This is a genomic window from Actinomyces capricornis, assembly GCF_019974135.1.
Taxonomy (GTDB): Bacteria; Actinomycetota; Actinomycetes; order Actinomycetales; family Actinomycetaceae; genus Actinomyces; species Actinomyces capricornis.
This window is the reverse complement of sequence record NZ_AP025017.1, coordinates 1660385-1672613: the sequence shown is the minus strand read 5'-3', so window position 1 is coordinate 1672613 and position 12229 is coordinate 1660385. Positions and strand designations below refer to the sequence as shown.

Sequence of the window (12229 nt, the reverse complement as noted above, 5' to 3'; positions counted from 1 at the left end):
ATCTTCCTTACCGACAGGGCGCAGGCCGCGCCACGGACCGGGCCCGCCGAGCGGAGCCCGAGCCACGGGGACAAGAGGATGGGGCCAGCGACGCCGCGGGGTCGTCACGAACCGGCACTGGGGCGACTGTAACGCACCTGGCGTCCAGTCCCGGCGGATACCCCAGGACAGAGCGCCCCATGTCCCCCGGGGCCCGCCCCGGCAGGCGCTCAGCGCAGCTCGGACAGGGAGCGGCGGATCGTCAGCAGGCGCTGGTCCGTGGCCTCGGCGTCGTAGGGCAGGCCCAGTCCCCGGCACTCGGCCGCCAGCTGAGCCAGGGAGCGCACCTCGGGGAAGCCCTGGGCGGTCAGCGCCGCCACCTCGTCGACCACCGCAGAGCCCGAGGCCCCTGCCCCGCCACCGCGTGCATCCACCCACTGGCCCAGGCGCCGGGCGGCGCGGTCCAGGCTGGAGGTCACCGTGCGCAGGGCGTCATCGAGCTCGCCGACCTGGGTGGACACGGTCCGCAGCACCGGCGCCAGACCCGCGAAGCCCGACTCCAGGGCCTCGCACAGGTCGGTCAGGGAGTGGACGGCGTCCTCCTCCGAGCCATCGAGGATCGACTGGGCGAAGCGCCCCACCATGAGGGTGAGCAGGCGCATGAGCGCCACCGCGAAGCGCAGCTGGGTGACGGCGTCGTGCATCGTGTGCAGGCGGTTGGGCAGCCCCGCCAGCTCGATGTTGGCCGTCGAGGCGAACTCGGTGATCCGCTCGGCCAGGGCCTGGGCCTTGGTGCGGGCCGCCCCGCCGCCCTCCTGGCCGACCAGCTGCCCGATCCGGGCGATGCGCCCCTGGACCCCGGTCACCGAGCCGTGCGCCCCCTCCATGGTGGTGATGAGCCGCATGTACTCGTCGAGCTCGAAGACCAGGGCATTGGTGTCCCGCTCGATGGCCGCCACCGAGTTGAGGATCCGGGCCACCGGGCCCAGGCCCTCAGGCGCCGCCGCCGGCACGCGCACACCCGCGCCCACCAGCAGGCCCACCTCGCGCGGCAGGCTCACCAGGGTCATCTCCTGCAGGGAGGCGAAGCCCAGGGAGCGCAGCTCCGCGCCCAGCTCCTGGGCGCCGTACTCCCCCACCTGGTAGCGGGAGGCCGCCCGCGCGGCCAGGTCGCGCTCCTTGGCGCGCACCCTGCGGTAGGCCTCCTCCACCGTCGTGCGGGTCGAGGTGTCCATCGGCTTGATGCGCACCGACAGGTAGCCCTCGCGCAGGGGCACGATCGTGGCGAAGACCCGGTAGTCCAGGCCATCGACCGCGCGGTTGGTCACGTAGGCGCAGACCGGCTTGCGATCCTGGAGGTCGTCCCACATGAGGCGGAAGACCCCTGCGGGCATATCCAGGTGGCGGATGATGTTGTGCGCCGCACCGATGAGACGATCACGGGAGTAGCGCGAGAGCACATCGAAAGTCCTGTTGGTGTTCTGAATGACACCCTTGAGATCCGTCGTGGAGAAGAAGATGTCCTGCGGGTCGAACAGCCGTTCGTATCCGATCTGCGATTCCATGATGCTCTCCGCCTGCTCAGTAGAATATGCCCATCTCTGGAGCACGATACTTGGTCAAAACCCCCAACGTCATCGAGGCCAGGGGAACGTTAATGGTCTATCCCAACCGCTACCAGGGGTTTTACCGGATCGTCACCGAGTGACACCCAGTTGCGACCGGGGCGTCATTCGGCCTTGATCTCCCCCAGCGACTGGCGGACCGTGGCCACGCGCTCGCGGATCACCGGCTCATCGAGGGTCACCACAACGCCGCGCGCCTTGGCGGCCAGCTCGGCCAGGGAGGCCGTCTCCGGGAATCCCTGGTCGCCGAGCTCGATGGCCTCCTGCAGCACGGCCTGGGCATCCACTCCCTCGGCCAGCGGCTGGGCGCCCTCATCGCTGAGCGCACGGATCCAGCGCTGGAAGGGCCGCTTGACCCGATCCAGGTTGCTCACCACGGAGCGCAGGTCGGCATCCAGGCGCTCGGCCAGATCGGCCGCCTTCTGGCAGGAGGGGATGAGCGGCTCGAGGTCGGCCAGCAGGGCCTCGGCCAGGTCGCCGATGGCCTCGGAGGCCTCCTCCGTCTCCACCTCATCGAGCACCGCCGCGGCGAAGATGCCCACCATGAGGGTGTGCAGGCGCATCATCGAGGAGCGGAAGCGCACCTCGGAGGCCGTCTCATAGAGGGCCACCAGGGAGGAGTTGAGCTGCTGGAGGACCTCGACCGCCTGGGCGCTGCGCTCCTTGACGCGCTCGCTGACGGTGGGCACCGAGGACTCCCCATCGGGGCTGGTGACCTCGCCCACGAGGGCGCCCACGCGGGTCGCCCGCTCGATGACCGAGCGCACGCCCGAGGCCCACGAGCCCAGGCCGTTGATGAGATCCTGGTACTCCCCGAGCTGGTAGACCAGCTCGTCGGTGTCGCGCTCGATGGCCGAGACCGCGGACAGGATGGAGGACATCGGGCTGTCGGTCTCGGCGCGGCGCGGGACCCGCACGCCCTCGACCACCAGCAGGGCCAACTCGCGCGGCAGGGCGGCGCGGGCGAAGGAGTACAGGCCGCGGAACTGGATGGCGGCCAGCTCCTGGGCCAGCAGCTGCGCGCCGTGCTCGGCGACCTCGCGGCGGCCATGCCCCTGCTCGGCGTACTCGCGCTCGGCGGTGCGCACCCGCTGGTAGACCTCCTTGACCGGGGTGAACAGGGCGTGGTTGTTGGGCCGCACGCGCACCGACAGGTAGCCGTCGGCCAGAGGCGCGACCGTGGCGAAGACCCAGTAGTCCAGGCCGTCCTTGGCCCGGTTGAGGACGTAGACGCAGGCCGGCCGCCCCTGCGCCAGCTCATCCCACATGAGCTTGAAGGCGCCCGCGGGCATATCGTCATGGCGGATGATGTTGTGGGGCGCCCCCACCAGCTCCTCAGCGCTGTAGCGGGACAACGAGTCGAAGACCCGGTTCGTCCTGCGGATGACACCCTTGGCGTCAGTCGTCGAGAAGAACAGGTCCTCCGCGCCGAAGCGGCGCTCCTTGCCTTCGACGTATTCCATGACACTCCTGAGATGCGGGGGTAGGGGATATAGCGGCGGCCAGATGACCGACGACGGTATCAGCGTGTTGCGTAGCGCAGACAGCGATCAGATGGATACTGAGAGGCTACGGCAGGAGAGCCCTACGGCGCATGCGCGGGTCCGGCATCCGGGAGCGCGGGCCACAACCGCCCCAACCCCGGCACACCGACTCCGGCCGTCATCCTCTCCAGCACCGCCTCCATGCATCCGGCCGAGCGGCCTGTCAGCACGCATCGGGGGTCGTGCCCAGGAGCCAACCCCCGATCTTGCGACGCAACCGCCCAAGCATGTCACACCGCCACGCGGGGCGGGTCTCCTCGGTGGTTTCAACCTGGTAACACAGCGTCAGCACAGGTCTCCCCCTGGTCACCTCCAGTCCACTCATGTTGAATTAGCAACATGACTACTGCCCCAGAGACTCTGACCCGCCCGGACGGCTCCCCCGTCCGTGTCCTCGTCGTCGACGACGAGCAGATGCTGGCCGATCTCCTGGCCAGTGCACTGCGCTACGAGGGCTGGGAGGTCACCACCGCAGGCACGGGAATCTCCGCGGTCAAGGCGGCCCAGGAGATCGATCCGGACGTCATCGTCCTGGACATCATGCTGCCGGACTTCGACGGCCTGGAGGTGATGCGCCGCGTCCGCGGCCACAGCCCCACCGTGCCCGTCCTGTTCCTCACCGCCAAGGACGCCGTCGAGGACCGCGTCGCGGGACTGACCGCCGGAGGCGACGACTACGTGACCAAGCCCTTCTCCCTGGAGGAGGTCGTGGCCCGCCTGCGCGGCCTGCTGCGGCGCTCGGGCGCCAGTGAGCACAAGCCCGCCTCCCTGCTGGAGGTCGGGGACCTGCGCATGGACGAGGACTCCCACGAGGTATGGCGCGGCCAGGACGAGATCCGCCTGACGGCCACCGAGTTCGAACTGCTGCGCTACCTCATGCGCAACCCCCGCCGCGTCCTGTCCAAGCCCCAGATCCTCGACCGGGTCTGGAACTACGACTTCGGCGGCCAGGCCAATATCGTCGAGCTCTACATCTCCTACCTGCGCCGCAAGATCGACAAGGGCCGTGAGCCCATGATCCACACCATGCGCGGCGTGGGCTACGTGCTCAAGCCGGCACCCGGCGCCGAGGCCACCGCGACCACCACCACTTAAGGCTCAGGCATGGCCGACTCCCAGACTCCCGCCCCCGCCTCGGCGGGCAGCACCCGTCCCCGGCCCTCCTGGAGGGACAGGTGGCGCTCCGCCACCAGGCGCCTGCGACGGCGTCGGCCCCACGCCCCTGAGGAGGTGGCGGACGGCGGCGCCCCTCGCGAGTCGGCCGGCGCCCCCCCGCCGCGCTCCCGCAGCCTGCGCACGCGCCTGGTGGCGGGGGTGCTGGGACTGGTCCTCATCACTACGGCCATCATGGGGGCCCTGTCCACACTGACGCTGCGCCACACCCTCATGAACCGACTGGACCAGCAGCTCATCGCGGCCTCCGAGCGGGCCGCGAACCGGCGCCACGGCGTCGAGCAGGCCGACACCGCCCCCCAGGCCCAGCCACCGACCTCCATGCAGGGCGCACAGGACCCCCAGCAGGAGCAGGACCCGCCGCCCGACTCCCCCCAGGATCCGGACGGCCCGCAGGACGACGGCAAGCTGGTCAAGGACGGCAAGGTACCCCCCGGCCTGGACGCCACCGGCCAGTCCACTGGGACCCTGACGGTCGTCATCTCCGGGGAGCCCCGGGCCTCGGGCTCCGCGGCCTCCATCCAGGCCGCCTACATCGACACCCAGGGCCACTACACGGCCCTGGACGAGCACCGCACCCGGGTACTGCTGGGGCTGACCGCCAACGGCCGGCCCGAGACGGTCCGTATCGACGCCCTGGGTGACTACCGGGCCCTGGCCTCCCGGGACCCGCACAGCGGCGACACCGTCATCATCGGCCTGTCCATGGAGGGGGACAACGCCCTGGTCCGTACCCAGCTGCTCATCGAGACGGCCATCGCCCTGCTGGGCGCCGTCGTCGTCGCCCTGGCGGGGCGCGCCATGGTGCGCTCCTCCCTGGCGCCCCTGGAGCGGGTGGCCCGTACCGCCCACCGGGTGGCATCCCAGCCCCTGGAGCGCGGGGAGGTCTCCATCGAGGAGCGCGTACCCGCGAAGGACCTGGCCTCCTCCACGGAGGTCGGGCAGGTGGGGGGCGCCCTCAACACCCTGCTGGGGCATGTGGAGGGGGCCCTGGCAGCACGCCAGCGCTCCGAGACCCAGGTGCGCCAGTTCGTCGCCGACGCCTCCCACGAGCTGCGCACCCCCCTGGCCTCCATCCGCGGCTACACCGAGCTCATCCAGCGCGAGGGGGCGCACACGCCCCTGCCGCCGCAGGCCACCCACGCCCTGGAGCGGGTCCACTCCGAGTCCCTGCGCATGACCGCGCTGGTGGAGGACCTGCTGCTCCTGGCCCGCCTGGATGCGGGGCGCGAGCTGCGCCACGAGGAGGTCGACCTGGTGGGCCTCGTCGTCGACACGGTCGCCGACGCCCGGGCGGCCGGGCCCGAGCACCACTGGGAGCTCGACCTGGAGGTCCTCGAGCCCCCGGCCGACGACCGGGCCGGTGAAGGCCACGAGGACCAAGAGCCCCCCGAGGAGGACTTCATTCCCGAGCCGGCGCTGGTCATCGGCGATGAGGCGCGCCTGCACCAGGTGATGGTCAACCTACTGGCCAATGCGCGCGTCCACACCCCCGCGGGCACCCGGGTGGTCACCACGGTCTCGCGCCGGGGCTCCACCCTGGTGGTGCGGATCGCCGACGACGGCCCCGGCATCGATCCGGAGGTCCGCGACCGGCTCTTCGAGCGCTTCGCCCGCGCCGACTCCTCCCGGGAGCGCCGCACCGGCTCCACCGGGCTGGGGATGTCCATCGCCCTGGCCATCGTGCAGTCCCACCGTGGGAGCCTGACCGTGGAGTCCAGCACCGGGACCGATCACGGCACCGTCTTCACCATCGCCCTGCCCGCCGCCGAGCTCGACTGACCCGGGCTGAGCGGTTTGAGCCCCGGTCAACCCGGCCGACCGGGTGGGCGCCGGTGATCCGGTTCCGCAGGAGCGGGCGATCCACAGGCGGATCCTGGCCCGCCTCCTGCGCGCCGGTGGTCCGGTGGTGTCGGCGAGACCGACGGCCTGGCCGCGTCGGCGGTCTCACTGGACCAGCGGTCTCGCAGGGCCTACGTCCGACCCTTACCACCCGACCCTTACCGCCCGGCCTCCCGCGCGCCCCGAACCTGACCGGTCTCCCAGATCGTCAGGGAGACCAGCGCGGACAGGGCCAGGCAGGTCAGCCCCGCCGTGGCCATGGATCCCGTGGCATAGGCGGTGAAGTAGTCCCAGTGGTAGAGCCCCTCGCCGGTCTCCTGCCACACCCGCACTCCGGCGATGGCGGCGCCCGCACAGCTCAGCGCCCCGGCCAGGGCCAGGAGCCGGTTCCAGGCCTGCTGACGGCGCAGGCGTCCGGGAGCCGCCGGCTGCGGTAGGGGCTCGGCGGCGTCATCCCGCGGCCTCATGGCCCGTACTCTCGGGTTGGCGTCGTCGGCCCAGGCGCCAGCGGCCACGGCGATGGCGCCCCAGGCCACGGGCAGGAGGATCGCTGCCAGAACGTCGGAGGGGCGGTGCCACTGCATCACCAGCGTGGAGTAGCCCATGGCCACCGTGCCCAGGGCGCCGAGCCATGCGGCGGCCGCCCGCCAGCGCGGCCCGGCCAGCAGCACCAGGGCCACGGCCGCCGAGGCGGCCATGGTCGTGTGCCCCGAGGGCAGGGTGTTGGCGTTGTCGAAGCGCTCGGTGATGCCGTAGTCCGGCCGCCACAGGATCCAGTGCTTGACCAGCTGGGTACTGATATTGGCCCCGACAACGGCCACGACCGCCCACAGCGCCCGCCGGTGGCTGCGGCGCAGCAGGCCGATGATGAGGATGACCACCACCAGGGTCACCGCGGCCGGCATGGATACGACGCTCAGCAGGGGGCGGGCATGCGGGGAGACGTAGTGCGACCCGATCTGGGAGCCCTCCAGGGCGGCGGCGTCCAGGTACTGGCCGCCGTAGGTGAGCACGAATACGGCCCACAGGATGACGACCCCCGCCAGGCAGGCCAGGGCCAGCAGCACGGCGAGCCGCCGCCTGCGCCTGGGGGCGCCGGAGCGCGAGGAGATCATCACCGCCACATGCTAGGGGCACCGGGCGCCGATGGGGCCGGGGCACGACCGCGATTCCCGGTGGTCCGCGTCTCGGATTCCCGCCCCGCAGCCCGGCTCAGCCGGCCACCACCCTCCCGCTGCACATCTTCAGCCGCGCTGGAGCCCGCCAGCCCCAGCCGAAGCGCATGATCCCGCGCCCCTGGCTCATCCAGGGCATCTGAAGATGTGCAACGGCCGCTCAGCGCAGGGTCAGGAAGCCCATGCGGGCCAGGTCCCGCACCGACTCGACCATCTCGGCGCGCACCTGGAGGGCCCCGTCCTGGTCCAGGCCGCTGAGGGAGGAGACGGCGGCGGCGATCTGGGTCACGCTCAGCTCGCCATCGGCCACGCCCACGAGCGCGGCGGTCACAGTGCCCACCTGGACCGCCCGGCCCAGCGCCCCGCCCTGGCGCAGGATGATGGCGGTGGGCTCGCTGCTGCCCGGCAAGTGGTGGCGCTCCTCGGTGACATCGGCGGCCAGGATCGGGGCGAGGCCGGCCACGGCGTCGTCATCGAGGCCGGCCAGGCGGTCCTGGAGGGCCAGGACCTGGGCGAGGTGGGGGCCCAGCGGCCCCTGCCCGCTGGTGGCGACCTCCTCCAGGACGCGCCAGGGGGCGCGGCCCGCGGGGTCGGCGGGCCGGGCCAGGATGAGGTAGCCGAAGCCGATGGCCTCGATGCCGTGCTCCTCGAAGTCCGCGATCCATGCCCCCAGGGCGGCCTCGAAGGCACCGGGGTCGCGCTCGGGGGCCAGGCCGCCGTCGCGCAGCCACATGGTGGCGTACTCCACCGGGTCCTGGGCCTCCCGCTCGATGACCCAGGCGTCGAGGTCCTGGGGCAGCCAGGAGGCGACCTCATCGCGCCAGTGGCGCCTGCGCCGGTGCTCCCAGTTGCCCAGGGCCACCACCGTGCCGCCGGGCTCCAGGTGGTCACCGATGCGGGCCAGGAGGCCGGGGAGGATCGGGCCGCCTGCGTCCCGGTACTCCATGAGGGGCAGGCCGGCCCGCCGCACCGCCGGTGGGGTCAGGACGAAGGGCGGGTTGGTGGCGATGAGGTCGAAGCGCCGATCGGCCAGGGGCTCCAGAAGGGAGCCCTCCAGCAGCTCGACACGCTCCTGCTGCCCGGCCAGGGCGGTGTTGAAGGCGGTGAAGGCCAGTGCCCGCGGGGACAGGTCGGTGGCGGTGACGTGCTCGGCGTGGCGCAGCAGGTAGAGGGTCTGGATACCACAGCCGCAGCCCAGGTCCAGGGCGGTGCGCACGGGGGTGCGGGGGGTCAGCGCCGCCAGGGTCAGGCCCGCGCCGCCGATGCCCAGCACATGGTCGGGGGCCAGGGCCCGGCCGGTGACGAGCTCGCCCAGGTCGGAGGCCACCCACCAGCGCACGGTTCCGGCGTCGTCGCCGGCCTCGTGGGGTCGCAGGTCCACCTGGGCCCGGACCTGACCGGCCTGGTCGGGGGGCGTGACCAGGCCGATCGCGACCGCGCCACGAGCGCGGGTGCGGGGCAGGACGGCATCGAGCTCGGCGGCGGCCACGGGCTGGCCGAGCATGAACAGTGCGGTGAGGATCGCCGTCGGGGAGGGGGCGGCGCCCGCCTGGCGGTCCTCCTCCAGGGCGGTGCGCACGGCGCGCAGGGCCGGCAGGCGGATCTCGCGGCGCAGGGCCTCCTGAGCGGTGCTCCCCAGGAGGTGGGCGACGGCGTCCACGCCCCAGCCGGTGGCCTCCAGGTCCTTGCGCAGTGCAGCGGCCTGGTCCGCGGTGGCCACGGGCGGCGGGGGCGAGGCCGGGGGCGGTGCAGCGGTGGTGGCAGCAGGATCCTGGCTCATGCCCACGACGCTACCCCGCCCCCTCAACCTTTCGACAATTTGCATGAGATCGTACTTCTCCAGCGCTGGAGAAGTACGATCTCATGCAAATTGTCGAAAGAAAGGGGGTCAGCTGCGGGGGTCGGCGTCGATGGCGCCCTGGGGGTCGTTGAACAGGAGGTTGGAGATCTCCACCTGCACCATCTCCACCTGGGGGACGTCCTCCAGCCGCAGGGGATCGTCGGAGGAGGTCTGGAGGGCCAGAGTGCCGCAGCCGAAGAAGCGGTCGGAGACGCTCTTGTCCTGCTGGACATCCGAGATGCGGCTCAGCGGGAGGTCGTGGCCGGTGCGCGACAGGATCCCGGAGCGGGTGATCACCCGCTTGGTGGTAATGGTGTAGGTCGTGTTCCACCAGGCCAGCCAGGGCAGGATGAAGACCGGGATGCTCACCACGAGCGCCACGATCCAGATCGCCAGCAGTCCCCAGGGGGCCCAACTGCCGGGAACGTAGATCGAGGCGACGACGGCGGCCACTACGATGAGGACCTGGGCGATGATGCGCCACAGGATGATCTTGATATGGGTGCGGGTATGGCGCACCACGACCTCGTCTCGACTGAGCATCTCCCTTGGTACAGGCATGCGCCCATGATGCCAGACGCGGCTGGCATCGTGGCGAGCAGCGCGGAAGCCGGTCCCGGTGGGGCGAGCCCGGGGCTCAGGCGGTGAGCATCTCCAGGCCCACCGAGGCGATGACCGGGACGATCCCCAGGATGATGAAGGCCGGCAGGTAGCAGACCCCCAGGGGCAGGACGAGCCGGACCGCGAGCCTCTGGGCGGCCTCCTCGTCCTGGGACCGCCTGCCGGCCCGCAAAGACTGCGCGGTGGCGGCCAGGAGGCTGATCGGGGAGGCTCCGTCCTGCCATCCCGGGGCCAGGCAGGCCTCCAGGTGCGAGCGCCGCCTGCGCCAGGCCGGGTCGTCCGGCGCCTGCCAGGCCTCCTCCCAGCCCGCCCCCAGCAGCAGGGCCCGCCCCACCACGGCCAGCGGCTCCTCCTCCATCGCCCGCCCCATGGCCACCAGCAGTCCGGGCAGGGAGGCACCGGCCCGCAGGGATGCCGCCGCCAGGTCCAGCACCAGCGCCTCATCGACTCCGCCGGCGGGCGCGGTCGCGGCACGCACGAGGCGCGCCGTCACGCGGTGCCCGGCGATCATGAGGACGAGGCCCAATACCCCCAGGGCCGAGCCCCAAGCGCCGTCGAGAAGCAGATGGGCGGGGTCGGCGCCCACCAGCGCCCCCAGGGCCAGTCCCACCGGGGGCAGGCCGGCCAGGAGGCGCGCGGTGGTGCGCGGGCCGGTGAGGGCTGCGGCGCGCGAGGACTCCGCGCGACCCGACTCGGCCACTCCCTCGGCCACGGCCTCCAGGATCTCTGCCAGGGGCGCGCCCAGGGTGGCCGACAGCCGGCAGGAGGCCACCGCACCGGGGACGGCGGCCCGGGCCGCACGGCGACTGAGCGCGTGCCGGCCCCGGGGCGGCAGGCGCCAGCACGGCCGGCCCGAGCGCCACCGGGGCAGCCAGGACTCGCCCCTGCCGCTGCCCAGGGCGCGCAGCGCCGGGGGCACGCCGTCCTCGTCGGGCTCCAGGCCCCAGGACACGCCCGCCCGCTCCAGGGCCCGCGCCCAGGCCCGGGCCGGGGCGGCGCCTGCGCGAAGGACGGCGGCAACCTCGATGAGCAGCAGGCCGATATCCGCCTCCGGCACCCTGGCACCCCGCCCGTTCGCCCCGCGCCACAAGGCGCTAGCGGCCTCCACCTGGGCTGCGGATCGGCGTGTGGGACCCAGGGACTCCGGCAGGCCCCTGCGCGCGGGCAGGGCCAGCACCGCACCGGCCAGCGCCACCAGGAGTGCGGCCGCCCACGCCCCGCCGCCTGCGGCGCTCATGGAAGCCCGCCTGAAGCCGTCGCCTCACCGCCCGGGCCTCCCTCCAGGGCGCGCCCCAGGGCCGCCTCCACGGGCGGGCGCCCGATGCGCGCGGCCAGGGACCCCGCCCCGGGCCCGGCCTCCACCAGGCCGTCCTCACCGACGCGCAGGGCCTCCTGGCACTCCAGGACCGGGCCCGCCTGCGACACCCGGCGTGCGAGTACTCCCAGGGACTCCACCCACCGGCGCGCCCCAGCGGAGCCAGCACTGCGGCGCAGGTGGACCACGACGTCCAGGGCGCTGGCGGCCTGGGCCGCCAGCGCCGCCTCGTCCATACCGGCCAGGGCCCCCAGGGCGGTCAGGCGGGCGGGGACATCGGCCGGGGAGTTGGCGTGCAGGGTGGCCCAACCGCCCTCGTGGCCGGTATTGAGGGCGGTGAGCACATCGCGGACCTCCGGGCCCCGGCACTCCCCCAGCACGATGCGGTCGGGCCGCATCCGCAGGGCCGTGCGCACCAGGGAGGTCATCGTCACCTCGCCCACGCCCTGGACATTGGCGCCGCGCTCCTGCAGATGGATGACATGGGGGTGGTCGGGCCGCAGCTCGCTGGCCTCCTCGATGCAGACGATCCGCTCAGTGCCCGGCACGCGGGCGAGGAGGGCCGCCAGGAGCGTGGTCTTGCCCGTCCCGGTCGCGCCGGTGATGAGGCAGCTGGCCCGCTGCTCCACCAGGGCGGCCAGGACCCCGTCGATACCGGGGGCGAGCGTGCCGGCCCCCACCAGCTCCTCGAGGGTGTAGCCGCGGCGCCTCCTGGTGCGCAGGCTGATGAGCGTACCCTCGCTGCTCAGGGGCGGCAGGACCGCGTTGAGGCGGGTGCCGTCGGGCAGGGTGGCGTCGACGGTGGGGCAGGCCTCGTCCAGCCGCCGCCCCGCGGAGGCCGCCATGCGCACCGCCAGGGCGCGCACCTGGCCCTCGGGCATGGCCGCCCCGGCGTCCTCCAGTCCGCGTCCGCGGTCGATCCAGATGCGCCCGGCCCCCACCAGGACATCGGTGACTCCCTCGGTGTCGATGAGCGGCTGGAGGTCGGGACCGGCCCCCTCCATGTCGGCCCGCACGCGCCGGCTCAGGCGGGCCAGGCCCGAGTGCCCGGTGGCGGGGGAGGCTCCGACGTCGAGGGCCTGATCCATGCTGCTGCCGCGGGCCAGGGCGCTGCG

At 72.9% G+C, this 12229-nt stretch carries 9 protein-coding genes; 2 read left to right on the top strand and 7 right to left on the bottom strand.

Annotation, left to right across the window (positions count from 1 at the left end; translation table 11 throughout):
- Nucleotides 1-209: 209 nt before the first annotated feature.
- Nucleotides 210-1544, bottom strand: coding sequence for a PAS domain-containing protein (locus tag MANAM107_RS06700; protein WP_223906541.1), 1335 nt, complete (start codon nucleotides 1542-1544; stop codon nucleotides 210-212).
- Nucleotides 1545-1708: 164 nt separating this feature from the next.
- Nucleotides 1709-3067, bottom strand: coding sequence for a PAS domain S-box protein (locus tag MANAM107_RS06695; RefSeq protein ID WP_223906538.1), 1359 nt, complete (start codon nucleotides 3065-3067; stop codon nucleotides 1709-1711).
- Nucleotides 3068-3487: 420 nt separating this feature from the next.
- Between MANAM107_RS06695 and MANAM107_RS06690 the strand changes: the two genes are divergently transcribed.
- A complete protein-coding gene (locus MANAM107_RS06690; protein ID WP_223906535.1) occupies nucleotides 3488-4243 on the top strand; it encodes a response regulator transcription factor in 756 nt (251 codons plus the stop codon).
- A gap of 9 nt (nucleotides 4244-4252) precedes the next feature.
- Complete coding sequence (locus MANAM107_RS06685; RefSeq protein ID WP_223906532.1) at nucleotides 4253-6103, top strand: sensor histidine kinase; 1851 nt, start codon at nucleotides 4253-4255, stop codon at nucleotides 6101-6103.
- Between the two features lie 218 nt (nucleotides 6104-6321).
- Here MANAM107_RS06685 and MANAM107_RS06680 read toward each other — a convergent pair whose 3' ends face one another.
- From MANAM107_RS06680 to MANAM107_RS06660, 5 genes are all read right to left on the bottom strand, one after another.
- Complete coding sequence (locus MANAM107_RS06680; protein WP_223912922.1) at nucleotides 6322-7278, bottom strand: phosphatase PAP2 family protein; 957 nt, start codon at nucleotides 7276-7278, stop codon at nucleotides 6322-6324.
- A gap of 220 nt (nucleotides 7279-7498) precedes the next feature.
- Entirely contained in the window at nucleotides 7499-9118 is a 1620-nt protein-coding gene (locus MANAM107_RS06675; protein WP_223906529.1) for a DUF7059 domain-containing protein, read from the bottom strand.
- 108 nt (nucleotides 9119-9226) lie between these two features.
- On the bottom strand, nucleotides 9227-9739 hold the full coding sequence (locus MANAM107_RS06670) for a PH domain-containing protein (protein ID WP_223906527.1): 513 nt from the start codon (nucleotides 9737-9739) through the stop codon (nucleotides 9227-9229).
- Nucleotides 9740-9815: 76 nt separating this feature from the next.
- Nucleotides 9816-11036, bottom strand: coding sequence for a hypothetical protein (locus MANAM107_RS06665; protein ID WP_223906524.1), 1221 nt, complete (start codon nucleotides 11034-11036; stop codon nucleotides 9816-9818).
- Complete coding sequence (locus MANAM107_RS06660; protein ID WP_373314086.1) at nucleotides 11033-12202, bottom strand: TadA family conjugal transfer-associated ATPase; 1170 nt, start codon at nucleotides 12200-12202, stop codon at nucleotides 11033-11035. The genes MANAM107_RS06665 and MANAM107_RS06660 overlap by 4 nt, the downstream gene beginning before the upstream one ends.
- Nucleotides 12203-12229: the final 27 nt, after the last annotated feature.

Bases quoted from the DNA above. Each gene is read 5' to 3' on its own strand.
- MANAM107_RS06690 (WP_223906535.1), top strand. From the start codon at position 3,488: ATGACTACTGCCCCAGAGACTCTGACCCGCCCGGACGGCTCCCCCGTC.
- MANAM107_RS06695 (WP_223906538.1), bottom strand. From the start codon at position 3,067: ATGGAATACGTCGAAGGCAAGGAGCGCCGCTTCGGCGCGGAGGACCTG.
- MANAM107_RS06675 (WP_223906529.1), bottom strand. From the start codon at position 9,118: ATGAGCCAGGATCCTGCTGCCACCACCGCTGCACCGCCCCCGGCCTCG.
- MANAM107_RS06700 (WP_223906541.1), bottom strand. From the start codon at position 1,544: ATGGAATCGCAGATCGGATACGAACGGCTGTTCGACCCGCAGGACATC.
- MANAM107_RS06660 (WP_373314086.1), bottom strand. From the start codon at position 12,202: ATGGATCAGGCCCTCGACGTCGGAGCCTCCCCCGCCACCGGGCACTCG.
- MANAM107_RS06670 (WP_223906527.1), bottom strand. From the start codon at position 9,739: ATGCCTGTACCAAGGGAGATGCTCAGTCGAGACGAGGTCGTGGTGCGC.
- MANAM107_RS06680 (WP_223912922.1), bottom strand. From the start codon at position 7,278: ATGATCTCCTCGCGCTCCGGCGCCCCCAGGCGCAGGCGGCGGCTCGCC.
- MANAM107_RS06685 (WP_223906532.1), top strand. From the start codon at position 4,253: ATGGCCGACTCCCAGACTCCCGCCCCCGCCTCGGCGGGCAGCACCCGT.
- MANAM107_RS06665 (WP_223906524.1), bottom strand. From the start codon at position 11,036: ATGAGCGCCGCAGGCGGCGGGGCGTGGGCGGCCGCACTCCTGGTGGCG.